17 protein-coding genes are annotated in these 22,577 nt (G+C 72.5%); 7 read left to right on the top strand and 10 right to left on the bottom strand.

All coding sequences use genetic code 11. The features are described 5' to 3' along the window. Positions 1-267: 267 nt before the first annotated feature. Together CUT44_RS13680 and CUT44_RS13675 are read left to right on the top strand one after the other, a co-directional pair. Positions 268-1,476, top strand: coding sequence for an IS110 family RNA-guided transposase (locus tag CUT44_RS13680; protein WP_100201472.1), 1,209 nt, complete (start codon positions 268-270; stop codon positions 1,474-1,476). Between the two features lie 223 nt (positions 1,477-1,699). Beyond that, a complete protein-coding gene (locus tag CUT44_RS13675; protein ID WP_100202239.1) occupies positions 1,700-2,590 on the top strand; it encodes a CAP domain-containing protein in 891 nt (296 codons plus the stop codon). 241 nt (positions 2,591-2,831) lie between these two features. Here the strand turns inward: CUT44_RS13675 and CUT44_RS13670 are convergent, their stop codons facing one another. Beyond that, positions 2,832-3,686: an SCO6745 family protein gene (locus CUT44_RS13670; RefSeq protein ID WP_100202238.1), complete on the bottom strand. Its 855-nt coding sequence runs from the start codon at positions 3,684-3,686 to the stop codon at positions 2,832-2,834. A 306-nt stretch (positions 3,687-3,992) separates the two neighbouring features. Here CUT44_RS13670 and CUT44_RS13665 point away from each other — a divergent pair, with 306 nt between their 5' ends. Further along, positions 3,993-5,861, top strand: coding sequence for a LamG-like jellyroll fold domain-containing protein (locus tag CUT44_RS13665; protein ID WP_233221389.1), 1,869 nt, complete (start codon positions 3,993-3,995; stop codon positions 5,859-5,861). A gap of 72 nt (positions 5,862-5,933) precedes the next feature. On the opposite strand, the gene CUT44_RS13660 is transcribed toward CUT44_RS13665, so the two are convergent. Next, positions 5,934-6,770 carry a class I SAM-dependent methyltransferase gene (locus CUT44_RS13660; protein ID WP_233221393.1) on the bottom strand — a complete coding sequence of 279 codons (837 nt, stop codon included), beginning with the start codon at positions 6,768-6,770 and terminating at the stop codon, positions 5,934-5,936. Between the two features lie 309 nt (positions 6,771-7,079). On the opposite strand from CUT44_RS13660, the gene CUT44_RS13655 reads away from it, so the two are divergent. The 3 genes from CUT44_RS13655 (at position 7,080) to CUT44_RS13645 (ending at position 10,015) form a co-directional block, all read left to right on the top strand. Continuing rightward, positions 7,080-8,606: an FAD-dependent monooxygenase gene (locus CUT44_RS13655; protein ID WP_100202235.1), complete on the top strand. Its 1,527-nt coding sequence runs from the start codon at positions 7,080-7,082 to the stop codon at positions 8,604-8,606. A gap of 54 nt (positions 8,607-8,660) precedes the next feature. Next, positions 8,661-9,248 carry a TetR/AcrR family transcriptional regulator gene (locus CUT44_RS13650; RefSeq protein ID WP_100202234.1) on the top strand — a complete coding sequence of 196 codons (588 nt, stop codon included), beginning with the start codon at positions 8,661-8,663 and terminating at the stop codon, positions 9,246-9,248. Positions 9,249-9,595: 347 nt separating this feature from the next. Further along, positions 9,596-10,015: a PPOX class F420-dependent oxidoreductase gene (locus CUT44_RS13645; protein WP_100202233.1), complete on the top strand. Its 420-nt coding sequence runs from the start codon at positions 9,596-9,598 to the stop codon at positions 10,013-10,015. A gap of 161 nt (positions 10,016-10,176) precedes the next feature. Here CUT44_RS13645 and yjfF read toward each other — a convergent pair whose 3' ends face one another. The 4 genes from yjfF to CUT44_RS13625 form a co-directional block, all read right to left on the bottom strand. Then, positions 10,177-11,175: a galactofuranose ABC transporter, permease protein YjfF gene (gene yjfF, locus CUT44_RS13640; RefSeq protein WP_100202232.1), complete on the bottom strand. Its 999-nt coding sequence runs from the start codon at positions 11,173-11,175 to the stop codon at positions 10,177-10,179. After that, positions 11,172-12,194: an ABC transporter permease gene (locus CUT44_RS13635; RefSeq protein WP_408646741.1), complete on the bottom strand. Its 1,023-nt coding sequence runs from the start codon at positions 12,192-12,194 to the stop codon at positions 11,172-11,174. The genes yjfF and CUT44_RS13635 overlap by 4 nt, the downstream gene beginning before the upstream one ends. Next, entirely contained in the window at positions 12,191-13,738 is a 1,548-nt protein-coding gene (locus CUT44_RS13630) for a sugar ABC transporter ATP-binding protein (RefSeq protein WP_100202231.1), read from the bottom strand. The genes CUT44_RS13635 and CUT44_RS13630 overlap by 4 nt, the downstream gene beginning before the upstream one ends. Positions 13,739-13,826: 88 nt before the next feature. Continuing rightward, the gene (locus CUT44_RS13625) at positions 13,827-14,795 is read right to left on the bottom strand and encodes an ABC transporter substrate-binding protein (protein WP_408646742.1); all 969 of its coding nucleotides are present in this window, start codon (positions 14,793-14,795) and stop codon (positions 13,827-13,829) included. Between the two features lie 361 nt (positions 14,796-15,156). On the opposite strand from CUT44_RS13625, the gene CUT44_RS13620 reads away from it, so the two are divergent. Then, positions 15,157-16,143, top strand: coding sequence for a LacI family DNA-binding transcriptional regulator (locus CUT44_RS13620; RefSeq protein ID WP_100202229.1), 987 nt, complete (start codon positions 15,157-15,159; stop codon positions 16,141-16,143). A gap of 179 nt (positions 16,144-16,322) precedes the next feature. On the opposite strand, the gene CUT44_RS13615 is transcribed toward CUT44_RS13620, so the two are convergent. The 4 genes from CUT44_RS13615 to araB form a co-directional block, all read right to left on the bottom strand. Beyond that, entirely contained in the window at positions 16,323-17,768 is a 1,446-nt protein-coding gene (locus CUT44_RS13615; protein WP_100202228.1) for a family 43 glycosylhydrolase, read from the bottom strand. 109 nt (positions 17,769-17,877) lie between these two features. Continuing rightward, a complete protein-coding gene (gene araD, locus CUT44_RS13610; protein WP_100202227.1) occupies positions 17,878-18,591 on the bottom strand; it encodes an L-ribulose-5-phosphate 4-epimerase AraD in 714 nt (237 codons plus the stop codon). 39 nt (positions 18,592-18,630) lie between these two features. After that, on the bottom strand, positions 18,631-20,139 hold the full coding sequence (gene araA, locus CUT44_RS13605) for an L-arabinose isomerase (protein ID WP_100202226.1): 1,509 nt from the start codon (positions 20,137-20,139) through the stop codon (positions 18,631-18,633). A gap of 65 nt (positions 20,140-20,204) precedes the next feature. Further along, the gene (gene araB / locus CUT44_RS13600) at positions 20,205-21,911 is read right to left on the bottom strand and encodes a ribulokinase (protein WP_100202225.1); all 1,707 of its coding nucleotides are present in this window, start codon (positions 21,909-21,911) and stop codon (positions 20,205-20,207) included. Positions 21,912-22,577 lie beyond the last annotated feature (666 nt).

Raw genomic sequence — 22,577 nt, 5'->3', positions numbered from 1 at the left:
GCCCCGTTACCTTCTTCGTGGCCCCGAAACGGGGCTCCTGGCCTCCGGGCCCGGCATGACTGTTGCCCCCTGTCGCTCGAATGACCTGGGGGGTGGTGTCACCGGGCCCGAGGGCACCGACTGACCGCTGATGAGAGGCCCGACCGCCATCCGGCCCGGCGCAAGGCCGGGCCACCTGGGGGTGGCAGGTCTGCGTAACGTGGATGCGCGCATACGGTGCCAGCGCCCCGAGGCCGGGACGGACACAAGCCACCCTCGGGGGGTACGGTGCTCGACACCAGCGAGATCGCGGTCTACCTGGGCCTGGACGTCGGCAAGGGCGACCACCACGGCCACGCTCTGACACCGGCGGGAAAGACCGTCTTCGACAAGCGGCTGCCCAACAGCGAACCGAAGCTGCGGGCCGTCTTCGACAAGCTCCGCGGGAAGTTTGGCACCGTCCTGGTCGTCGTCGACCAGCCCGCCTCGATCGGCGCCCTGCCGCTGACCGTGGCCCGGGACACGGGCTGCCACGTCGCCTACCTGCCAGGACTGGCAATGCGGCGGATCGCCGACCTCTACCCCGGCGAGGCCAAGACCGACGCCAAGGACGCGGCCGTGATCGCGGACGCCGCCCGCACCATGCCCCACACCCTGCGCGCCCTCGACCTCGCCGACGAGACTGCCGCCCAGCTGACCATGCTCGTGGGCTTCGACGAGGACCTCACCGGTGAGGCCACCCGCACCTCCAACCGGCTGCGCGGCCTGCTCACCCAATTCCACCCCTCCCTGGAGCGGGTCCTGGGCCCGCGCCTGGACCACCCGGCGGTCACCCACCTGCTGGAGCGCTTCGGATCCCCGCAGGCCCTGCGCAAGGCCGGCCGCCGCCAGCTGGTCAACCTGCTGCGGCCCAAGGCCCCGCGTATGGCCGAACGCCTCGTGGGCGACATCTTCGACGCCCTCGACGAACAGACCGTCGTCGTTCCCGGCACCAGCACCCTGGACGTCATCGTGCCCTCGCTCGCGAGATCCCTGGCCGCCGTCCACCAGCAACGACGGGCCCTGGAAGTCCAGATCAGCGAGCTGTTGGAGGCCCACCCTCTTTCGAAGGTCCTGACCTCGATGCCCGGAGTCGGGGTCAGGACCGCAGCCACCCTGCTGGTGACCGTGGGCGATGGCAGCAGCTTCCCCAGCGCCGCCCACCTGGCCTCCTACGCCGGCCTCGCCCCGGCCACGAAGTCCTCCGGGTCCTCCATCCACGGCGAACACGCCCCACGCACTGGAAACCGGCAGCTCAAACGCGCGATGTTCCTCTCCGCCTTCGCCGCCCTGCACGACCCGGCCTCCCGCACCTACTACGACAGATGCCGGGCCCGCGGCAAGACCCACACCCAAGCCCTCCTCCGCCTCGCCCGCCATCGCATCAGCGTGCTGTTCGCCATGCTCCGCGACGGCACCTTCTACGAACCCCGCACCTCCGAAGCAACCGCCGCATGACCAACACGGGCTTGATGAAAGACATAGAGGCACCCCCGTACCTTGTGTGAACCTCATGGCTTCCTTAAGGCTTTGTGAGGAAGCCGTTCCCAGCCGCTTTTTCGGTCACGGGTTCGCCTACGCTCTCGCCCGACTCCCGAGAATCCCGGTGGGCGGGGCCGCGCCCGCCGGGATCTTCCCCGAACCGGCCGCCCTTCGAACGACTCCCCGAGGTGCCGTCCGTATGAGCTCCCGCCGAGCCGGTCGTTCCCGGCCCCGTTCCCACGCCCGTCCCCGGCGCGGTACCCCGGCGCGCGACATCGTTCTCGCGCTCAGCGTGCTCACCGTGGCGGCGGGCGCCGGTGTCACGTTCCTCGCGAGCGGGGACCAGGACGGGCCGGCGGACCGGGTGACGGCGAACGCCACCGACACCGCCGACGACCCGGTGGTGGACGAGGACACGGACGGCGCCTCCCCCTCCGCCTCGCCTTCCTCCGGCGCGAGCACCTCCCCCTCACCCGGCGCCGGGGCGTCCGCCGAGCCCGGGCGCGGCGCTTCCTCCTCCGCCTCCCCCGGGAGGACGAAACGGGCCGAGGCCCCGAAGAAGAGCCCGAAGAAGAGCCCGGAGAAGGCCCCGGGGAGGAACACGGGGAACACGGGGAACAAGGGGACCGGTGCCGAGGGAAACACCGGGGGCGGCGGCGGGGAAGGCGCACCCGGTGACTCCGGAGCCGGCACCGCGCCGGACGGCGACGGGCCGGAGGCCCGGGTGCTCGCGCTCGTCAACGAGGAACGGAAGACCGCCGGCTGCGAACCGGTCACCGCCAACGCCCGGCTGACGCGGGCCGCGGACGACTACAGCGACGTGATGGCCGCGTCCGGCGTGATGTCCCACACGGGCCCCGACGGCTCCACGATGGCCGAACGGGTGGAGGCGGCCGGATACGCCTGGTCCAACCTGGGCGAGAACATAGCCCGGGGACAGCCCGACGCCGCCTCGGTCATGGACGCCTGGATGAAAAGCCCCGGCCACCGCGCCAACATACTCAACTGCGCCTTCGAGGAGCTGGGTGTCGGAGTCCACTTCGGTGACGGCGGTCCGTGGTGGACCCAGAACTTCGGCACGGGCCGCTGAGCGGTGTCCGGCCGGTCGACGGCGCACGGTGAACCGGCGCCGTCGGCGGTCGGCCGCCCCGCCGGAAGCGCACGGCAGGGCCCCGCACCGGCGGCCGGAACCGATCCGGCCCCTGGCCGCGCGGGCGCGGGCCGTTCGCCGACGGCCCGCGGGGCCCGGCAGTCATCCCACCGCCGGGTCCGGTGCTCACCGCACCGAACAAACCGTCCGGTACCCGTGCGATGCCGCGCGGCCGGATGCCTCACCCGGCCGGAGCGGGCAGTCCCATCGGATTGGGGAACCGCAGAGCTGTGGCACACGCGCGGGCCAGGGGGGTGAGCTCCCGCCGCAGCCTGTCCACCGCGACGGCGTCAAGAGCCCGCCAGGGACGTGCGGCAGCCCGGTCGGTCGCCTCCTCCAGCGCCCGGTGCGCCCGGCGTCCGTCCGCTGTCGCCGTCCCGTCGCCGGCCAGCCATCCGCGGTCGGCCAGCCGGTGCCGGGCGGCCTGCCACTGCTCGTCGCTCCACCCCCGGTGGGGCTGGAGCTCGGCGCGCGGCAGGTCGACACCGGCCCGCAGCGCCAGGACCTCACAGCCGTCCAGGCCCGCCGCGACCAGGGCCGCGACATGGCCGTCGCCGCGATGCTCCCGCAGGACGGTCGCCGCGTGCCACAGCCGGTCGACGGCGTTCCGCGGAACCGGGAGGGCCTGGTTGGCCGCGGCCAGCACCCGCCCGGCGCAGTCCGCCTCCCGGGCCACGGGCACCAGCAGGCCGGCGGCCTCCTCCACCTGGCGGCCGTACCCGGACAGCAGGTGCTCCAGAGCCGCGCCGGCGCCGGCCCGCCGGGCCTCCAGCGCGCGTCCGGGAGCCGCCATGGCCCAGACACCCGGCAGCGCCCGCGCGACCATCGCCGGGGCGAAGCCGAAGAACGCGGCGGTGACCGGCCCCGGCCCGACCTCCCCCAGCGGCGCGGCGCGGCCGGCAAAGTACCCACGCCAGAAACCGCGCAGGCCCGCCTCCTCGAAAGCGGCCCGGGCCCGCGGCGCGAAGTAGGTCACCGCGTGGACCGGTTCGATCAGGTTCCACAGGGCGCGGGCCGTGTGCTCCGCCTCCGCCACGCCGCCACCTCCTCACCGTGCCTCAGGTCGTCCGGGGCACCTGGGGGTGCTGCCCACGCCGGGGCCGCGGGGAAACCTCGGACGGCGCGGAGGGCGGCCGGTGCCGGTGCGACGAACACACCGCCGGGAGCGGCGCGTTCCGGCGGTCACCGCCCGATCCGGGCCGTACGGCCGGATTCCCGCCCGGCATACGGTGAACCGGCGGCCGCCGTTCAGCCCCGGGCCACCGCACGGCCACGGCAGGTCAGCACAGTGCCTTGACGACCGCACGACCGCACAGCCGCGCAGGGAGCCGGAATGAGAGACATGGACAGACGGAACGGTGTGGCCCGGCGCGCCCTGCTGCGGACCGCCGTCGCCGCACCCGCGGCCGGTGCCGCGACGACGGCTCTCGGTGACGGGCCGGCACACGCCGCGGCACCGGGCGGCGGAGGCCGGTTCGATCCCGACAGCCCTCGTTTCACGGTGGCCGTCCTCCCCGACACCCAGTACCTCTTCGACGCCGACAGCGCCGACCCCGCGCCGCTGCGGGAGACCTTCCGCTACCTGGTCGCCGAGCGCGGGAGGAAGAACATCGCCTTCGTGGCGCATCTGGGCGACATCACCGAGCACGGCACGCGGGAGGAGACCGGGCTCGCCGCGGACACCTTCCGCACCCTCCACCGCAAGGTGCCCTACAGCGTGCTGGCGGGCAACCACGACATACCGGGTTCCACCGACGACCAGCGCGGCGGCTCCCCCTACCTGGACGCGTTCGGGCCCCGGCGCCTCGCCTCCGTGCCGACCTTCGGCGGGGCCTCCCCGGACGGCTACAACACCTACCACGTGCTGCGGGCCGGCGGACGCCGGTGGCTGGTCCTGGCGCTGGACTGGCGGGTGTCGGACAGGGGAGTGCGGTGGGTGCAGGACGTGCTCGACGGACACCCCCGGCTGCCCGCCATCCTGACCACCCACGACCTGGCCCACGCCGACGCCGGCGGCACCGCGCGGCTGTCGTCCCACGGGCAGCGCCTGTGGGACGCCGTCATCGACCGCAACGACCAGATCTTCCTGGCGCTGGGCGGCCACTACTGGCCCCCCGGCCGCACCGTGCTGACCAACCGCGCGGGCAACGACGTCCACGTCCACATCACCAACTACCAGGACCGCTACTACGGTGGTGCGGCGATGCTCCGCCTGTACTCCTTCGACCTGGTCCGCGACACCGTGGACGTGGAGACCTTCTCGCCCTGGCTGCTGGCCCGCGACCCGCAGGAACGGACGCCGCTGGAGGCGGAGACCGTCGAACTGACCGGCCCCGCCGACCGGTTCGGCATGGACATCGACTTCACCGCCCGTTTCCGGGGCTTCGCCCCCGTCGTACCGCCCCGGCCGCGCCCGGCCTCCGCGGCGCTGCTGCCGGACACCGCCGCCTACTGGCGGTTCGACCCCGCGGGGACGGCCGCCGCCGGCGAGGACGGCGCCCCCGTCCCGGACGGAAGCGTGGTGCGCGACCTGTCGGGCCACGGCAACGACCTGACGGCCCGGCGGCTGCACGCCTCCGGCCCCCGGGCGCTCACCTGGTCGGCCGACCACCACGGCGGCCAGCCCGCCCACGCCAGCCTCCGGTTCGACGGCGGCAAGAACCCGGACCGGGGCGCGATCCTGACCACCGGCCCCCACGCTCCGCTCAACAGCCGGAAGTTCACCTCCGGATACACCATCGAGACCTTCTTCAAGCTTCCCGACCCCTTCGAGGGCGACCACGCCTGGATGGGCCTCCTCAGCTGGGAGGGACGCAGCGGCGACGCGGGCAAGACCACCGGCTGGTCGCCCGACGAACCGACGTGCAGCCTCAACCTGTCCGGCGAGCGCTTCGTGCAGTTCGTCGTCTATCCCCACCGCCAGGACGCCGACCCCACCTCCTGGAGTCATGCGATCCCGGTCGGCCGCTGGACGCACGTGGCCGTGGTCAACGACGGCCGCCGCACCGTGATGTACGTCGACGGCTCGAAGATCGCCCGCAATCCCGCCCAGCGCTCGACCGGTATCGCCACCCTCGGCAAGCCCTTCGTCATCGGCGCGACCCAGTTCGCCGAACGGTTCGGTCAGGGCTTCCACGGATGGATCGGCGACACCCGCATCGTCGCCCGGGCCCTGGACCCGGGCGACTTCCTGGTGCCCCACTCCTCCTGACCGCGAGGCGCACGGCCCTGCGGAAGGCGGCCTCCGGGTGCTCTTTCGGCGGTTGCCGCAGGCGCGCCGGGGTCAGGGCCGGGTGGCCAGCAGGGCGTACATCAGGGGGATCCGGGGCCGGTCGTCGGGCAGCCGCCACCAGCCCGAGTCGGTGCGGACCATCCGCGGCCAGCGCGGCCAGGGCAGTTCCTCGCTCTCGGTGAGCCGGGTGACGGTCAGTCCGGCGCGGACCAGGGCGCCGACCGTCTCGCCCAGGCCGTGCGCCCACTCGTAGCTGTCGGCGGCACCCCCGACGGGGGGTCCGTCGGTGTAGCTGTGGCGCACCCGGCGGTGCCGGGGGCCGCGGCCGCCCAGGTAGTCGTGGCGCAGCAGCAGTTCGTCCCCCTCGCCCTCCTCCGGCATGTCGCCCAGGGAGTGCAGCAGGGGGTGGAACTCCACCACGTAGGCCCGTCCCCCGCCGCGCAGCAGCCCGGCGACGACCCGCGCCCAGCGGTCCAGGTCGGGCAGGTAGTGCAGGGCGCCCTTGCCGGTGTAGACCAGGTCGAAGCGCTGTCCGCCCAGGAGTTCCACGGCGTCGTAGACGTTGCCCTGGCGATAGTCCACCGCCAGCCCCGTCCGGGCGGCCAGCTCCCGGGCCGCGGCGACGGAGGCGGGCGAGAGGTCCAGCCCGGTGGCGCGCGCGCCGCGGGCGGCCAGCGCGAGGGTCTCGGTGCCCAGGTGGCACTGCAGATGCACGGCGTCCGTCCCGGTCAGGTCGCCGAGGTCCTCCCACTCACGGGGGGCGAACCACCGGGCGGACCAGGCCAGGACGTCCTCGGGCCCGGTTCCGGCACCGGCCAGGTCGTAGAAGCGGCTGGCGGAGTGGACGGGGGTCCGCGCGTCCCAGTTGGCCTGGTTGGCGCGGAACATCTCACGGACGGCGGGGTCGAATCCCGCCCGGTCCCGGTCCTGATCAGACGGCTGCGGCTGCTCCGATGCTGTGGTCATGCCTCCATCCAACCCCGCGGATCGCCTCCCCGGGAGGCCGGCAGAGGAGGCGCCGTCACTCCGCATGTGGTCCCGGCGGCACCGATACCGCTCTCCGTCGTCACCGGCGGTCGTGCGGCGGTTGTACGGGCGGTGCCGGGCTCCGGTGCTCCTGGTGAAGTGAGGCCGTTGACTTCACCGCCCCGCGTGTTAGCTTCTAACAATTGTTACTTTCTAACGGATGGAGTGCGGGTGAGCACACCGACCGTCGTGATCGCCGGAGCGGGCCCCACCGGGCTCGCCCTGGCGTGCGGACTGCGGGCCGCCGGGATTTCCGTGCGGGTGGTGGACAAGGCCCGGGAACCGGCGGTGACCTCGCGGGCTCTGGGGCTGCAGCCGCGGGGTTCGGAGGTCCTGGACCGGCTGGGCGCGCTGGACGACCTGCCGCGGCGTTCGCTGCCGGTCCGCCAGACGATCCTCCATGTCGGCGGCGAACCCGTGGCCCGGCTGCGGTTCGGCCGGCGGACCAACCTGGTGACCAGGCCCGCCCTGCTCGTGTCCCAGGCCGAGGTGGAGGCCCGGCTCCGGCAGCGGCTCGCCGAGCTGGGCACCGAAGTGGAGTGGGACCGGGAACTGCTGGCCGCCGACCAGGACGGTGAGGGCGTGACGGTCCGTCTCCCCGACGAGCGGCTGCGCGCCGACTGGCTGGTGGGGTGCGACGGCGCGCACAGCCGGGTGCGCAAGGCGGCGGGCATCGACTTCCCCGGCGTCCCCGTCGTCGAGCGCTTCCTGCTCGCGGACGTACGGGTCGCCCTGCCGTTGCCCCGGGACACGGTGTCGGTGTGGTTGAGCGCCGACCGGATGATCGGCGTCTTCCCCCTGCCCGGCACCGACCTGTGGCGCCTGATGGCCCCGGCACCCGCCGGGACCGGCACCGACACCGGCACCGACACCGGTACCGATGCCGTGCTTGCCGCGCTGCTCGGGGTGCTGCGGGACCAGGCGGACCTGGCCGGGGAAGAGGTACGGGAGACGCTGTGGACCTCCACGTTCCGCATCCACCGCCGCCTGGCCTCAACCTACCGGCGGGCACGGATCCTGCTGAGCGGGGACGCCGCCCACATCCACAGCCCCTTCGGCGGCCAGGGCCTCAACACCGGTCTGGGCGACGCCGAGAATCTGGCCTGGAAACTCGCCCTCGTCGCCACCGGACGTGCTCGTGACGCACTGCTGGACACCTACCAGGCCGAGCGGCGGCCCATCGCGGAGGGGGTCCTGGAGTCCACCAGTACCGCGACCCGCCTGGTCGTCGGACAGACTCCGCCGGCCCGGATGGCGCGCGACCACCTCTTCGCCCCGCTGCTGAACCGGCCACTCGTCCAGCGGCTGATCTGGGAGGAGATGTCCCAGCTCAAGGTCAGCTACCGCCGCGGTCCGCTGGCTCCCCGGCGGCTTCGGACCGCGCCGACCCCCCGCCCGCGCGCCGGTGACCGCGTTCCCGACCTGGAGTGCGTCCGCGAGGACGGCGGCCGAACCCGTCTGCACACCGAGCTCGGAGCCCGCTGGGCCCTTGTCGCCCCTGCCGCCGCCGCGGCGGACCTCGCGACTGTCGCCCGGCGCCACCTCGGAGAGACGAACACAGCCGTGCTGGTCCCTGTCACCGGAGGGAGGCGCGCGCTGCTGGTGCGGCCCGACGGCCACCTGGCATGGTCCGGCACCTCCCCGGCTACGCTGGACCGGTGGCTGACCCGTGTGCTCGGCGACGGCCATGTCCGGTGATCGTCCGGTGATCCCGCTCCGCCGTACCTGACCAGCCCCGGGAGGCACGAGGCCATGAGGGCGTCCGCGACTCCGCCGACAGGTCTGCGTGCCCGCAAGAAGGCGCAGGTCCGCCGCGCCATCCAGGAGCACGCGCTGAGGCTCTTTCTGAGCAAGGGGTACGAGAACACCACCGTCGAGGAGATCGCCGCCGCCGCCGGGGTCTCCCACATGACGTTCTTCCGGAACTTCCCCACCAAGGAGGCCGTCGTCGAGACCGACGACTACGACCCGATGATCGTCCGGCTCATCGAGCAGCGGCCCCCGGACGAGGACGCGCTCACCGCCCTGCGCCGGGCACTGGCACAGGGACTGGAGACCGTCTACGCCGACGACAGGGACGCGCTCCTGGCCCGCACCCGGCTCATCCTGACCACACCGGCCCTCCGCGCCCGGCTCTGGGACAACCAGTACGCCACCGAGCGGTTGTTCGCACAGGCCCTCGCCACCCGCCGGCCGGAAGCCGACGTCCTGCGCATCCGTGTTCTCGCCGCGGCCGCACTGGCCGCGCTGAACATCGCCCTCATCGTGTGGGTGGACAGCCAGGGTGCCGAAGACCTGCCGACGCTGGTGGACCGGGCGTTCGAGGCCCTGCGCGGCTGAGGTGCGCCCACCGCCGCCGGGAACCGCTTCCCGGCGGCGGTGGACGCACCTCCTCGCGGAACGCCTTCCCGGAGCCCGGGCCGCCGTGCGGGAGACGTGCCGCCCGGGCGGAGGCGTCGCGGTGTGTGATCGTGACTCCGCTCCCCCACCTGAAGGAAGGGGGCTTCCAACCCGAAGGTTGCGGTCCAGCCCGAACCGATCCCTTTCGGGACGAAAAGAAAGTACCACAAGCCACGGAAGCGATTCCCCCACCGGCTGAAGCCGGTGGTCCCCTCGCCAGGAGACTGATGGGGGAGGCAGTACGGTTCGGACGACGGCGAGCAACGACGCAGCAAGGAGTGCCGCGCATGTCGAAACCACCGCTTCCCGAGGCAGCCGTCGCGATGCTGGAGAGGGCCAATCCGGCTGTCATCGCGACCCTGCGGCCCGACGGCCAGCCGGTTTCCACCGCCACCTGGTACCTGTGGGAGGACGGCCGGGTACTGGTCAACATGGACGAGGGCCGCAAACGGCTGGAGCATGTGCGCCGCGACCCCCGGGTCACGCTCACCGTGCTCGCCGAGGGCGACTGGTACACGCACCTCAGCCTCATCGGCCGCGTCGTCGAACTCCGCGACGACGAGGAACTGGCCGACATCGACCGGCTGGCCCGGCACTACCTGGGGAAGCCGTACCCGCGGCGGGACCGGCGCCGGGTCAGTGCCCGGATCGAGATCGACCGCTGGCACGGCTGGGGATCGCTGAAGGACAGCGGCCAGTCCGGCTGACTCCGGGCCCGGTCCGCCCCCCCTCGTCCGCCCCGGTCCGCCCCGGCGAGGAGGGCGGACCGGCGAGGAACGAGGAGGGGCGCGGCGCGCGTCCCGGCTCCCCCGGGGAGCCGGGGTCCGCCGCGGTGTTCCCGCGCGACGGGGCGATCCGGGGGTGTGGTTCAGGCTCGTCTCCGTACGATCAGGCGCTGGAGCACGATGAAGGCGAGCAGCAGCACACCGATGACGATCCTGGTCCACCAGGAGCTGAGCGTGCCCTCGAAGGAGATCAGGGTCTGCACGGTGCCGAGCACCAGCACCCCCGCCACCGAGCCCGCCACGTAGCCGAACCCGCCCGTCAGCAGGGTCCCGCCGATCACCACGGCGGCGATGACGTCCAGCTCCATGCCGACCGCGTGCAGGCCGTAGCCGGAGAGCATGTAGAGGCCGAACAGCAGCCCGCCCAGTGCCGAGCAGAGCCCGCTCACCGCGTAGACCCCGACCTTGGTACGGCCGGTGGCCAGGCCCATCAGCCGTGCCGAGGACTCGCTGCCGCCCAGTGCGTAGACGGTGCGGCCGAAGCGGGTCAGATGCAGCACGTACGCCCCGGCCAGCACGGTGGCCAGGGCGATCAGCACGCTGTAGGTCAGGGTGATGCCGCCGGGCAGCCCGATGGTCCCGGTCGCGAGGGAGCGGAAGACCGGGTCCTTGATGGACACCGACTCGACACTGATGAGGAAGCACAGCCCGCGGGCCAGGAACATGCCCGCGAGCGTGACGATGAAGGGCTGGACGTCGAAGTGGTGGATGACCAGGCCCATCAGCAGGCCGAGGGTGCCGCCCGCGGCGAGCACGGTGAGCACGGCCAGCCACAGCGGCCAGCCCGCGTTCAGCGTGGCGGCCGCGATCATGGTGGACAGCGCGGCCACCGCCCCCACGGACAGGTCGATGCCTCCGGTGAGGATGACGAAGGTCATGCCGACCGCGAGCACGATGAGGAAGGCGTTGTCGACGAACAGGTTGGTGACGACCTGTCCCGAGGCGAACCCCTCGTAGCGGACCGCGCCGGCGCCGAAGGTGACCGTGAAGACCACGAACGTCGCGACCACCGGAAGGAAACGCCGGGGAAGACGCCCGGGCACCAGGCGCCGGGGGAGACGTGCGGGAGCGGAGACGCTCATCGGGCACCCACCTTCTGGGGTCGGACGGCGGAGGCGGCGGGCCTGCGCCGGGCTCGCACGAGCCCCGCCGTGCGCGGCGACTGGAGCAGGCACACGGCGATCACCACGAGCGCCTTGAACACCAGGGTGACGTTGGGCGGGACGCCGATGGTGTAGACGGTGGTGGTCAGGGTCTGGATGACCAGGGCGCCGACCAGGGTCCCGGTCAGTGAGTACCGGCCGCCCGCCAGCGAGGTGCCGCCGATGACCACGGCGAGGATGGCGTCCATCTCGATCCACAGCCCGGCGTTGTTGGCGTCGGCGGCGCTGACGTTGGAGCTGATCATCAGGCCCGCCACCCCCGCGCACAGCGCGGCGAAGACGTACACCGTCCACACGATCGTGCGCGAGCGGACCCCCGCCAGCCTGCCGGCCTCCGGATTGATCCCGACGGCCTCGATCAGCATGCCCAGGGCGGTCCGCCGGGTCAGCAGCGCGACGCCGATCAGGACGGCCAGACTGATCAGGATCGCCACCGGCAGGATCAGGAAGCCCGCGCCGATCTGGCGGTACAGCGAGCTCTTGACGGTGATGATCTGCCCTTCGGTGAGCAGCATCGCCAGCCCGCGCCCCGCGGTCATCAGCACCAGTGTCGCGATGATCGGCTGGATGCCCAGGACGGATACCAGGAACCCGTTCCACAGCCCGAGCAGCACGCACACGCCCAGAGCCAGCAGCACGGCCGTGACCGCGTCGCCGGTCTCGGCGATCCAGGTGCAGGCGATCGCGCCCGCGATCGCGGCGACCGCTCCCACCGACAGGTCGATGCCGCGGGTGGCGATCACCAGGGTCATGCCGACGGCGATGAGCAGTGTCGGCGCCCCGTTGCGGAGGATGTCGACGGTGCTGCCGAACAGGTGTCCGTCCTGCATCCGCAGTTCCAGGAACGAGGGCGTGACCACCACGTTGAGCACGATCAGGGCGGCCAGGGCGATCAGCGGCCAGAGCAGGCGTCCCGGTCTCAGGCGTCCCGGCTTCACGAGGCCACCGCCGCGGGGTGTCCGTCCTGCGCGGCGATGGCGGACATGACCTTGTCGGCGGAGATGTCGTGGCCGGACAGCTCGGCCACCTTGCGCCGGTCGCGCAGCACGACGACCCGGTCGGACACGCGTACCACCTCCTCCAGTTCGGCGGAGATGAACAGCACCGCCATGCCTTCGGCGGCCAGGTCGGCCACCACTTTCTGGATCTGCGCCTTGGCCCCGACGTCGATGCCCCGGGTGGGTTCGTCGAGGAGGAGCAGACGGGGCCGGGTCACCAGCCACCGTGCGAGCAGCACCTTCTGCTGGTTGCCGCCCGAGAGGGTGCCGATGACGGCGTCGGGGTCGGCGGGACGGATGTCGAGCTTGGCGATGTACTCGTCCACCAGCGACTCGGCGGTGCGGCGCGGGATCGGGCGCGCCCACCCGCGCGCGGCCTGCATGGCCAGCAGCAGGTTGTCGCGCACGCTCAGGTCCGCGACGACGCCCTCGGCCTTGCGGTCCTCCGAGGAGAACGCGACACCTTCGGCGATCATCGACCGCGGACCGCGGGGGCGGACGGTCTTCCCGCCGACAGTGAGGGTGCCGGTGTCCGGGCGGTCCGCGCCGAACAGCAGCCGGGCCAGTTCGGTGCGGCCCGAGCCGAGGAGCCCGGCCAGGCCCACCACCTCGCCCGCGTGGATCTCCAGGTCGAACGGCGCGATCGCACCGGCCCGGCCGAGACCGCGGGCCGTCAGCACCGGGGCGGAGTCCGGGACCCGGTGCTCGGAACGGCGCCGCACCTCCTCCAGGGTGCCCGCTTCGCGGCCGAGCATCGCCGACACCAGTTCGAGCCGGTCCAGCTCGGTGGGCAGGTACTCCCCGACCAGGGTGCCGTTGCGCAGCACCGTCATCCGGTCGGCGATTTCGTAGACCTGCTCGATGAAGTGGGAGACGAACAGGACCGCCACCCCCTCCGCGCGCAGCACCCGGACGATCCGGAACAGCTCGGCGACCTCACCGGCGTCCAGGCTGGAGGTCGGCTCGTCCAGGACCAGCACCCGCGCCTCCACGGCCAGCGCCCGGGCGATCGCCACGAGCTGCTGCACCGCGATGGGATGGCTGCCCAGGGTGGAGGCGGGGTCGACGGCCAGGCCGATGCGGTCCAGCAGCTGTGCCGCCCGCGCCCGGGTCGCCCTGCCGTCGATGCCGCCGAAGCGGCGCGGCTCGCGACCGAGCAGGATGTTCTCGGCCACCGACAGGTTGGTGCAGAGGTTGACCTCCTGGTAGACGGTGCTGATCCCGGCCTCCTGCGCCCGGGCGGGGCCGGGGAAGGCGACCGGTTCGCCGTTCAGGCGGATCACGCCCGCACTCGGGCGGTGCACACCGGTGAGTGCCTTGATCAAGGTGGACTTGCCGGCCCCGTTCTCGCCCATCAGGGCGTGCACCTCGCCGGGGAACAGCCGAAAGTCGACCTCCGAGAGCGCCTTGACGCCGGGGAACTCGACGCTGATGCCGCGCATGTCGACCACCGGAGCGCCGTCGCACGCTGAGGAATCGGTCATGACCAGTGCTTTCGTCGTGGTGGCTGCGATCCCCGCCACCGCCTGCCCGGACCGGGAGGAGCCGTGGTGACGGGGACCGCCGCGCGGGTCAGTACTTGCGGTCCGGAAGAGCGGCCTTGGCCTGCTCGGGAGTGAACGTGGTCTCCTCGGTGACGACCCGCTTGGGGACCTCCTCGCCCGCCACGACCTTCTCGGCCAGGTCCATCAGCTGCTCGCCGAGCAGCGGGTTGCACTCGACGATGAAGTTGATCTCGCCGTCGGCCAGGGCCTGCATGCCGTCCTTGACCGCGTCCACGGTGATGATCCTGATGTCCTTGCCCGGCTTCTTGCCCGCCGCCTTGATGGCCTCGATGGCGCCCAGGCCCATGTCGTCGTTGTGGGCGTAGACCACGTCGATGTCGGAGGTGGACTTGAGGAACGCCTCCATGACCTGCTTGCCGCCGGCGCGGGTGAAGTCACCGCTCTGGGTGGCCACGACCTTGATGCCGGGACGCTCGCCGATGACGTCCTCGAAGCCCTTCTTGCGGTCGATGGCGGGCGCGGCGCCGGTGGTGCCCTGCAGCTCCACCACGTTGACCGGGCCCTGGGAGTTGTCCACCAGCCACTGGCCCGCCTTGCGGCCCTCCTCGACGAAGTCGGAGCCGAGGAAGGTCTCGTACAGCGAGTCGTCGTCGGAGTCGATGGCGCGGTCGGTGAGGATCACCGGGATCTTGGCACGCTTGGCCTCCAGCAGGACGGCGTCCCAGCCGGTCTCCACGACCGGGCTGAACGCTATGACGTCGACCTTCTGCTGGATGTAGGAGCGGATCGCCTTGATCTGGTTCTCCTGCTTCTGCTGCGCGTCGGAGAACCGCAGCTCCACTCCGGCGGCCTTGGCGGCCTCCTGGACGGACTTGGTGTTGGCGGTGCGCCAACCGCTCTCCGCGCCGACCTGCGCGAAGCCCATGGTGATCTTGCCGTTGTCCTGCCCGCCCGAGGCGGTGCCCGTCCCGCCGCCACTGCAGGCGGTCAGTGTGGCCAGCAGGAGCACGCCGGCGGCCGTGGCGATCTTTTTCAGCACTGCTCATTCCTCCGTGGAAGCGCGCCCGCCCGCTCTGGCGAGCCTGCGTGACCGTCGTCACTTAGCGGTAAGAGTGAGCGCTAACATTGGGAGCGTCAACCCTCTGGACACGAGGATTTTGCCTCTTTGGCGCAGCTTCTGGGTGCGCTATGTTAGCGCTCATCTTTGTCTGTGCCGCTTGTCGGCGAAGGGCTCCGCAGTGCGGACGAAGCGGCGGTGGCGTGCCTGTTCCCCGCCGCTGCCGACCGCACGCTTCTGGTTATCGTTAACAAGCGGCAGGACAGCCGGGAACACCGAGAACGAGGGAGTGCGGGTGGAAGGCACCTCAGTGGGCGGCCGGGCGGCACGAGATCCGGCCATGACCGATGTCGCCCGGCTCGCGGGCGTGTCCCACCAGACGGTCTCCCGCGTCCTCAACGGACATCCCAACGTCCGGGAGCAGACCCGGCTGCGGGTCCGCGCCGCCATCGAGGAGCTGGGCTACCGGCCCAACCGCGCCGCCCGTGCCCTGGTGACCGGGCAGACCCAGCTGATCGGGGTGGTGGCGCAGAACTCCACCCTGTTCGGCCCGGCCTCACTGCTGGCCGCCTTCGAACTGGCCGCCGCGGCGGCGGGCTTCGCGGTGAGCGTGCGGCGGGTCCGGGTGCTGGACCGGCCGTCGATCGCCGCCGCCGTGGAGCACCACCGCGACCAGCGGGTCGCCGGGATGGTGGTGATCGCGCCCACGGTCTCGGCCAACGAGGCACTGGCCGAAGTGCCCGCGGACGTCCCCCTGGTCACCGTGGACGGCGACTCCGGACGGGACGCCGCACTGGTGACCGTGGACCAGGAGGCGGGCGCCTTCGCCGCCACCCGGCACCTGCTGGACGCGGGGCACCAGACGGTCTGGCACGTCTCCGGCCCGCCCGACTGGCTCGACGCCGCGGGACGCGTGCGCGGGTGGCAGCGGGCGCTGGAGGACGCGGGCGCGGAGGTCCCGCCGGTCACCACGGCCGACTGGAGCGCGGCGGCGGGATACCGCGCGGGCCGGATGCTGGCACGCGTCCCGGACGTGACCGCGGTCTTCGCCGCGAACGACCACCTCGCGCTGGGCATCCTGCGCGCGATGAGCGAGCGGGGCCGGTCCGTTCCCGGGGAGGTGAGCATCGCCGGCTTCGACGACGTGCCCGAATCGGCCTACTTCATCCCGCCGCTGACGACCGTGCGGCCCGACTTCGACGCGGTGGCCGCCGAGACCCTGTCCCTGCTCCTGAACCGGATCTCCTCCGGGGACACCGGCCCCGCCCAGCGGATCATCACCCCCAGGCTCGTCGAGCGGCAGAGCGTGGCGGCCCCGTCCCGCTGACCCCGCTTCCCGGTCCCGGGGCGTTCGCGCGGACATCCCGGGACCGGCCTGCCCGCCTCCACGGCGGCGTGTACCTCCCACCGGGCATGCCCCTTCCTCTTCCGCCGGTCATGGCGCTCCAGGACACCCGGAACCCGGGTCCGCCGGGCCGGGCGGACCGGACGTGAGGACGGCGGCCCCTACTCGGCGTAGTAGGTGGCGTCGGCGCGGTCGAGCGCGGTGCGCGGAGCCTGGACGTACAGCAGGTGGCCGGAGTGCCGGAGGTAGTGTCCGGGCCGGCTGAAGGACTCGAAGGAGACACCGGACGCGGAGTCGGCCAGGCCCGCCCTGCGGTGGAACGACGCGTCGCCGGCGAAGGCGGCCGAGCCGTCGTTCCTCTCCAGCCACACCTCGGAGTCCTTGTGGCGCAGGTAGTGGCCGGGGTGGTTCGCCGATTCGAGGGAGACGGTGCCGTCACCGGTGAGGCCGGTGACGGCACGGAACTGGGAGTCGGCGAGGTTGGTGACGTTCGAGTCGGTCCTGGCCCGGAACTCCCGGTGCCGGATGTAGCGGTCGGGGAAGTTGTAGGACGAGAAGCGGACCGGGGTGGCGCCGTCCGCCACGGGGATGCCGAAGTTGGGGGTGCCGTCGGCGTTCCAGTACAGCTTCTGGTAGCGGGTGCGGCGGTTGGGGTCGTCGAGCGGGTCGCCGCTGATGTCCCGGTAGTCGCGGGAGTGGTAGACCAGGATGTCCGACCTGCCGTCCTCGGACGTGGTGAAGGAGTTGTGCCCGGGGCCGTACTGGCCGGTCGCGTCGTTGCTGCTGAGGACCGGTCGCGGACTCTTCGTCCAGGAGGCCGGCCTCATCAGGTCGGCGGTGGCGTCGGCGGTCAGCAGCCCGAGGCAGTAGTTGCTGTCGGTGGCGCTGGCCGAGAAGGTCATGAAGACCTTGCCGCCCCGCCGGATGACGGCCGGCGCCTCGTTGACGCGGTGCCCGGCGGTCTCCCAGGCGTGGGTGGGCGTGGAGATCCTCGCCGGGGTGCCGCTGATGGTCCAGGGATTGGACATCCTGGCGAGGAAGATGCTGGTTCCGCTGCCGACGGCCGGGTCGTTCTGCGCCCAGCTGAGGTAGCGGGTGCCGTTGTGCGTGAAGGTCGTCGCGTCCAGCGAGAAGGTGTCCAGCGGCAGCCGGATGCGGCCCTTCTCGGTCCAGGTGCCGGTGAGGGGGTTGGCGGCACTGCTCTCCAGGACGTAGGGGCGGATCTTCCACACGTCCTCGGCGGTGCCGGCGGAGAAGTGGACGTACCACTTCCCGTCGATGAAGTGGATCTCCGGCGCCCAGATGTGCGCGCCCATCTCGCCGGTGGCGTGCCTGGTCCAGATCGTGGTCTCCGGCGCCGTGGAGAGGCCCTGGAGGGTGGTGGCCCTGCGCAGCACGATGCGGTCGTACGCGGGCACGGTCGCGGTGAAGTAGTAGTAGCCGTCGGTGTGCCGGAAGACGTGCGGATCGGCGCGCTGGAGGGCTATCGGGTTGGTGAAGTGCACGGCGGGGGAGTCGGGGACCGCCGCCCGGGCGGGGACAGCGGCGACGAGCACGGCCAGCGCGGCGATCACCGCTAACGGGCCGCGGCGGGTGAGACGTCTCATGGTGTTCCTCCTTGTGGGGGACGGGAGGGCCGCGGGCGACTCGCGCACCGGAACGCCCGGGCCCGCGGGGACGGCGCGCGCACCGTCCCCGCGGGCCCGGGCGCTCCGGTCACACGCGGCCGGGATTGCCGTAGTAGGCGCCCGGGCCGTGCTTGCGCGTGAAGTGGCGGTCCAGCAGGTGCTGCGGGGGCACGACCGTGCCCAGGGCGAGGGTGTGGAGGGCCATCTCGGCCACCGCCTCGCAGACGACGGCGTGCTCGAGGGACTTGGTGGCGTCGGCACCCCAGGTGAACGGGCCGTGGTGTGCCACCAGGGCACCGGGCACCTCCCTCGCCCGGGCGTCGTCACCGCCCAGCAGGTCGACGATGACCTGGCCGGTGTTGTACTCGTAGTCCTCGGCGCACTGCTGGGCGGTGAGGGCCGCCGTGACCGGGACCGGACCGTTGAAGGTGTCGGCGTGGGTGGTGCCGAGAACCGGTATGGAGCGGCAGGCCTGGGCGAAGGCCACGGCGTGGGTGGAGTGCGTGTGGGTGATCCCGCCGATGGAGGGGAACGCCCGGTAGAGGCTGCGGTGCGTCTCCGTGTCGGTGGACGGGCGCAGGTCGCCCTCCACGACACGCCCGTCCTCCAGGGCGACGACGACCAGGTGCTCCTCGCCGAGCACGTCGTAGGACACGCCGGAGGGCTTGATGACGAACACCCCGGCGTCCCGGTCCACGCCGCTGACGTTTCCCCAGGTCAGCGTGGCCAGGCCGGCCTCGGGTATCCGGAGGTTGGCCCTCAGCACCTCGTGGCGCAGCTCGTCGGAGACAGTCTTACCCATGGCGGACTCCGTCCTGGGGGAGGTGGGAACCGGGGCCGGTCACAGGCTCTGCGCCAGGCGGTGGTAGGCCTGGTTCCAGCGCAGCTCCCGGGTGAACCGGCGGATGGTGGTGTCGCCGTCGATGACGGCGAGTTCGGTGCCCAGCATCTCCGCGAGGTCCTCGATCTCCTCCTCGCCCAGTGCCGTGGTCAGGACGGTGTGGTGCGGTGCTCCGGCGGTCAGCCAGGCCTCGGTGGAGGTGCGCAGGTCCGGGTGGGGGCGCCAGACCGCACGGGCCACCGGCAGCCTGGGCAGCGGTTCGGGCGGGGCGACGACGTCGATGCGGTTGGCGACGAGCCGGAAGCGGTCTCCCATGTCGGCCAGGCCGACGACGACGGCCGGCCCGGGGGAGGCGTCGAAGACGAGACGCACGGGGTCCTCACGCCCGCCGATGCTGAGCGGATGGATCTCGCAGGAGGGGGTCGCGGACGCGATGGAGGGACAGACCTCCAGCATGTGGGCCCCCAGGACGAGCTCCTGGCCGGGGGTGAGGTCGTAGGTGTAGTCCTCCATGAAGGAGGCGCCGCCGGGCAGGCCCTGCCCCATCGCCTTGAACGTGCGCAGCAGGACGGAGGTCTTCCAGTCGCCCTCGCCGCCGAAGCCGTAGCCGTCCGCCATGAGGCGCTGGACGGCGAGGCCGGGCAGTTGCCGCAGGCCGCCGAGGTCCTCGAAGTTGGTGGTGAAGGCGTGGAAACCGCCCTCGGTGAGGAAGGCGCGCAGCCCGGCCTCGATCCGGGCGGCGTACCGCAGGGAGGCGTGGCGCTCACCACCCGGCCGCAGTTCGGGCACGAGGCGGTAGAGCTCCAGGTACTCCTTGACCAGCGTGGTGACCGTGTCCTCGTCGGCGGAGTCGACCGCCGCGACGAGGTCGTTGACGCCGTAGGTGTTGACCGAGACGCCGAACCGCAGCTGGGCCTCGACCTTGTCCCCCTCGGTGACGGCCACGTCGCGCATGTTGTCGCCGAACCGTGCGAGTCTCAGGCCGGCCAGCTCGGCGCGGCCGGTGGCGGCCCGCGCCCAGGCGGCGACGCGGTGGACGACCTCCGGGGAGGAGACGTGGCCGGCGACGGTCTTGCGGGGGACACCGAGCCGCGTCTGGACGAAGCCGAACTCGCGGTCGCCGTGGGCGGCCTGGTTCAGGTTCATGAAGTCCATGTCGATGGTGGCCCAGGGCAGTTGGCGGTTGGCCTGGGTGTGCAGGTGCAGCAGCGGTTTCCGCAGCGCGTCCAGGCCGGAGATCCACATCTTGGCCGGGGAGAAGGTGTGCATCCACGCGATCAGGCCGATGCAGCGGTCGTCGGCGTTGGCGTCGAGGCAGACCCTGCGGATGGCGGCGGAGTCGGTGAGCACGGGCTTCCACACGAGGCGCACCGGCATCTGCGGCTGGTCCCCCAGGAGGCCGCAGATGTTCCGCGACTGCTCGGCGACCTGCGCCAGGGTCTCGTCGCCGTAGAGGGCCTGGCTGCCGGTGAGGAACCAGATCTCGTGGTCGGGCTGGTCGATGGCCATGTCGGACGTGCTCCTCGAACGGGACGGGTGGGGCGGAGACGGGGGAGTGCGTGGACGGGGACGGTTCAGCGGGCGGCAGCCGTACGCGCGGCGTTGCGGATGCGGCGCAGGCGGTGCAGCAGGAGGTCGGTGCCGGTGCCGAAGCGGTCGTGCAGGAGGCGGTACTCGGCGAAGAGCGCGTCGTAGGCATCGGCCCGGCCGGGGTCGGGCACGTACGCGTGGCGCCGGACACTGCCCATGGCGGCGGCGGCGGACCGTACGTCGGGGTGGGCGCCCGCGGCGACGGCGGCGTGGATGGCGGAGCCGAGCGCCGGCCCCTGCTCGGAGGTGGCCAGGGAGACGGGGCGGCGGAGCACGTCGGCGTAGATCTGCATGAGCAGGGGGTTCTTCTTCAGGCCGCCGGCCACGATGAACTCCTCGACCGGGACACCGCCGCTCTCGAACGCCTCGACGATCACGCGTGTGCCGTAGGCGGTGGACTCCAGCAGGGCCCGGTAGACGTCCTCGGGACGGGTGTCGAGGGTGAGGCCGGCGATGACACCGGACAGGTGGTGGTCGACCAGCGTGGAGCGGTTGCCGTTCATCCAGTCCAGGGCGACCAGGCCGTGTGCGCCGACGGGCTGGGCGGCGCTCCTGCGGGTCAGCAGTTCGTGCAGGTCCTCGCCCGCGGCCTCGGCCTCGGCGCGGTAGTCCTCGGGGACGCCCTGCCGCAGCCACCAAGCGAAGATGTCGCCGACCCCGCTCTGGCCGGCCTCGTATCCGTAGGCGCCCTCGACGATGCCGCCGTCGACGACGCCGCAGATGCCCGGGACCTCGCAGAGGGCGGGGCCGTTGAGGACGTGGCAGGTCGAGGTGCCCATGATGGCCAGCAGCCGCCCGTTCTCGACGGCGCCGGCCGCGGGCGCGGTGACATGGGCGTCCACGTTGCCGGCGGCGACCGCCGTGCCCTCGCGCAGCCCGGTCCAGGCGGCCGCCCGCGGGCTCAGCCCGCCGACCCGGGAGCCCAGCGGGGACAGCGGGTGCTCCAGACGGGTGGCGGCGAAGTCGGCGAAGCCGGGGTGCAGTCGGGCCAGGAAGCCGGTGGAGGGGTAGGTGCCGTCCTGGTGGATGCCCTTGTAGCCGGCGGTGCAGGTGTTGCGCGACTCGCTGCCGGTCAGCTGCCACACGATCCAGTCGGCGGCCTCGATCCAGCGGGAGCAGGCGGCGTAGAGCTCGGGATCCTCCTCCAGGACCTGCAGGGCCTTCGCGTACTGCCACTCGGACGAGATCCTGCCGCCGTACCGGGTGATCCACTTCTCGCCGCGGGCGTGGGCGAGGGCGTTGATGCGGTCGGCCTGGTCCTGGGCGGCGTGGTGCTTCCACAACTTGGGCCAGGCGTGCGGACGGGCCGCCCACTGCTCCGTCTCGGCCAGCGGGGTGCCGTCGGAGGTGGTCGGGAGCACGGTGCAGGCGGTGAAGTCCGTGGCGATGCCGATGATCAGGCCGGGATCGACCCCGGCGTCGGCGACCGCCGCGGGGACGGCGGTACGCAGCACCTCACGCCAGTCCGCGGGATGCTGCAGAGCCCAGTCGGGCGGCAGCGGAGCGCCGGTGGAGGGAAGACGTTCCTCGATGACGGCATGGCGGTAGTCGTGGACCGCCGACCCGAGTTCGGCGCCGTCACGGACCCGGACGACGACGGCGCGGCCGGAGAGGGTGCCGAAGTCGACTCCGACCGTGCAGGCCTCGGGGTGGGTGCGGTCGAGGGTGCCGTCAGGGGCATGTGTGGTCACGGTGTGGGTCTCTCGTCAGGTCTCCATCAGGAGCAGCGGGGTGGGTGGCCAGGGAGAACAGCTGACCGCTCCGGCAAATTGTTAGCGATAACAAGGCGATTGGACAAGAGTCGCGTGCGGTTTCGCCGGAAAGGGGAGCCGTCCCGGGCGGGCGGCCGACGCCGTGATCGCGGGAGGGGCGGAGCCGGTGCGGGTGGTGCGGTCGGGGTGTCGCCCCGGTGCCGGCGTCCTCGTCCGGCGTGCCGCCGCGGGAGCGGGATGCCGGACCCGGTGGTGCTCCCGGTTTCCCGGGTGGGGACGGCCGACGGCTCCGGTCCGGCCGCACCGCGTCCGGACCGGGGAGGGCGGACGCTCTTCGCCGTGCGGCGCCGCCCGCGGGGTGGCCCCCGGTGAGGGCGGGCGTGCCGGGTCCGGACCCCGCGGGGCGTGCCGCCGCCCTCTGTCGCGTGGTTCGCGGGTGTGTGCCGATGTGGGAAAACGCGGGAAAGCGCGGGAAAACGTGTACCGCCTCTTGCTGTGGCCACAAGTTAGCGCTAACAATCTTTCCGGCAGGCTGGCCGCTTCCGGTCGGCCGTGCGGACACGGTTCTCCACCGGCGCAACCCCGCTCGCGCAGGGGCTCGAACCGTGCAGAGCCGCCTCCCCACGGACGAGATGGCAGGGAAAG

This window comes from Streptomyces carminius, from assembly GCF_002794255.1.
GTDB lineage: Bacteria > Actinomycetota > Actinomycetes > Streptomycetales > Streptomycetaceae > Streptomyces > Streptomyces carminius.
This window is presented reverse-complemented; position numbering and strand designations above follow the sequence as displayed.

Excerpts from the sequence above, each read along its gene's own strand:
- CUT44_RS13665 (WP_233221389.1), top strand. The coding sequence starts at position 3,993 with ATGGACAGACGGAACGGTGTGGCCCGGCGCGCCCTGCTGCGGACCGCC.
- CUT44_RS13615 (WP_100202228.1), bottom strand. The coding sequence starts at position 17,768 with ATGAGACGTCTCACCCGCCGCGGCCCGTTAGCGGTGATCGCCGCGCTG.
- CUT44_RS13630 (WP_100202231.1), bottom strand. The coding sequence starts at position 13,738 with ATGACCGATTCCTCAGCGTGCGACGGCGCTCCGGTGGTCGACATGCGC.
- CUT44_RS13620 (WP_100202229.1), top strand. The coding sequence starts at position 15,157 with ATGACCGATGTCGCCCGGCTCGCGGGCGTGTCCCACCAGACGGTCTCC.
- CUT44_RS13675 (WP_100202239.1), top strand. The coding sequence starts at position 1,700 with ATGAGCTCCCGCCGAGCCGGTCGTTCCCGGCCCCGTTCCCACGCCCGT.
- yjfF (WP_100202232.1), bottom strand. The coding sequence starts at position 11,175 with ATGAGCGTCTCCGCTCCCGCACGTCTCCCCCGGCGCCTGGTGCCCGGG.
- araA (WP_100202226.1), bottom strand. The coding sequence starts at position 20,139 with ATGGCCATCGACCAGCCCGACCACGAGATCTGGTTCCTCACCGGCAGC.
- CUT44_RS13660 (WP_233221393.1), bottom strand. The coding sequence starts at position 6,770 with ATGTTCCGCGCCAACCAGGCCAACTGGGACGCGCGGACCCCCGTCCAC.
- araD (WP_100202227.1), bottom strand. The coding sequence starts at position 18,591 with ATGGGTAAGACTGTCTCCGACGAGCTGCGCCACGAGGTGCTGAGGGCC.
- CUT44_RS13645 (WP_100202233.1), top strand. The coding sequence starts at position 9,596 with ATGTCGAAACCACCGCTTCCCGAGGCAGCCGTCGCGATGCTGGAGAGG.
- CUT44_RS13650 (WP_100202234.1), top strand. The coding sequence starts at position 8,661 with ATGAGGGCGTCCGCGACTCCGCCGACAGGTCTGCGTGCCCGCAAGAAG.